The sequence below is a fragment of the Roseovarius salincola genome, from assembly GCF_026891095.1.
Classification (GTDB): domain Bacteria; phylum Pseudomonadota; class Alphaproteobacteria; order Rhodobacterales; family Rhodobacteraceae; genus Roseovarius; species Roseovarius salincola.
Genome location: NZ_JAPTNL010000051.1, coordinates 1 through 1,398 on the forward strand (window position 1 = coordinate 1; position 1,398 = coordinate 1,398).

At 64.4% G+C, this 1,398-nt stretch carries 1 protein-coding gene; it reads right to left on the reverse strand.

Features of this window, described 5'->3' with window-relative positions; translation table 11 throughout:
• Positions 1 to 33 precede the first annotated feature (33 nt).
• Entirely contained in the window at positions 34 to 1,302 is a 1,269-nt protein-coding gene (locus N5A93_RS19435; RefSeq protein ID WP_268956749.1) for an IS256 family transposase, read from the reverse strand.
• Between the last annotated feature and the right edge of the window lie 96 nt (positions 1,303 to 1,398).

Sequence of the window (1,398 nt, forward strand, 5' to 3'; positions counted from 1 at the left end):
GAGCTATGCGTGATTTTGGGTGACGCGGCCTGATCAAGCGGCGCGGTTTGCAGTGTCGTTTGTGGCGACACCGTCGGTGAATGTGACGCCTTCGATGACCAAAGGCAACTGGTTCGCGCCCTTCAGACGCCTCCATGTCTTTGCGGCGGCCTGAACGAGCTTGAAGACCATGAGCTTCGCCGTCTTCTGCGACAGCGCGCCCTTGGTTCGCACGGTCCGGTGCCGAACGGTGGCGAAGACGCTTTCGATGGGGTTGCCCGTGCGCAGATGGTCCCAGTGGTCCCCCGGAAAGTCGTAGAAGGTGAGCAACGCCTGCCTGTCCTTCGTCAGACAGGTGACGGCTTTTTCGTATTTCGCCCCGTATTTCTCGGAGAAGGTGTCCATGGCGGTTTCCGCTGCGGCGCGGGTGTCGGCCTGCCAGATCTCGCGCAGATCGGCCTTTACCGTCGGGTGCATGGACTTCGGGAACTTGTTCAGGACGTTGGCGATCTTGTGGACCCAACACCGCTGATGCCGCGTCCCTGGGAAGACCTCGTCGAGCGCCTTCCAGAACCCCATCGCCCCGTCCCCGACGGCGATCTCCGGCGGAACCGCGAGGCCGCGGGCCTTGATGCCGACCAGCAGCTCGCGCCAGCTCTGCGCGCTCTCACGCACACCGACCTGGAAGCCGACGACCTCCTTCTTTCCTTCAGGCGTGGCCCCGAGAATGACTAAGATACACTCGGCCTGCGGCTCCATCCGGGCCTGGAGGTAGACACCGTCCGCCCAGATGTAGACGTAGCGCCGCGCCGACAGATCACGGCGCTGCCAACGGTCATATTCCTGCTGCCATTCCCCGGTCAGGCGCGAGATCACGCCCGGCGACAGGTTCGGCGCATCCGCCCCCAAGATCGCAGAGAGCGCCTCCCGGAAGTCGCCGGTGGAAATGCCGCGCAGGTAGAGGACCGGAAGCAGGGCATCGAGGCTGCGCGATCGCCGCGCCCATTTTGGCAGAATCGCCGAGGTGAACCGGATCTTCTGTTCCGCCGGCACATCGGTGGCGCGGTCGCGCACCTTCGGACGTTGGACGTCGATCGCCCCGATCCCGGTCTGGATGGATCGCGCTGGCCCGTGCCCATGCCGCACAACGCGTTGCCGCCCATCCGGCAGGGCCTCCTCGGCATGCTGCGCCACGAAGGCATCAGCCTCGGCCCGAAGTGCAGCGGCCAGCATCCGGCGGGCCCCATCCCGGGCGATCTCGGTCAGCGGGTCATTAAAAGATTCCGGCTGACGCAGGGTGATGATGTCGGTATCGTTGGTCATAGGCGTATCGTTCCTCTTGGAAGTTCTGGCAGGCTTGATCACCCGCCACGATACGCCGCCTTCTCAAACCCCGTCACCCAGTTTCCCGCATAGCTC

What these genes read in the sequence shown, in the direction of transcription:
- N5A93_RS19435 (WP_268956749.1), bottom strand. Translation starts at nt 1,302, where the DNA reads ATGACCAACGATACCGACATCATCACCCTGCGTCAGCCGGAATCTTTT.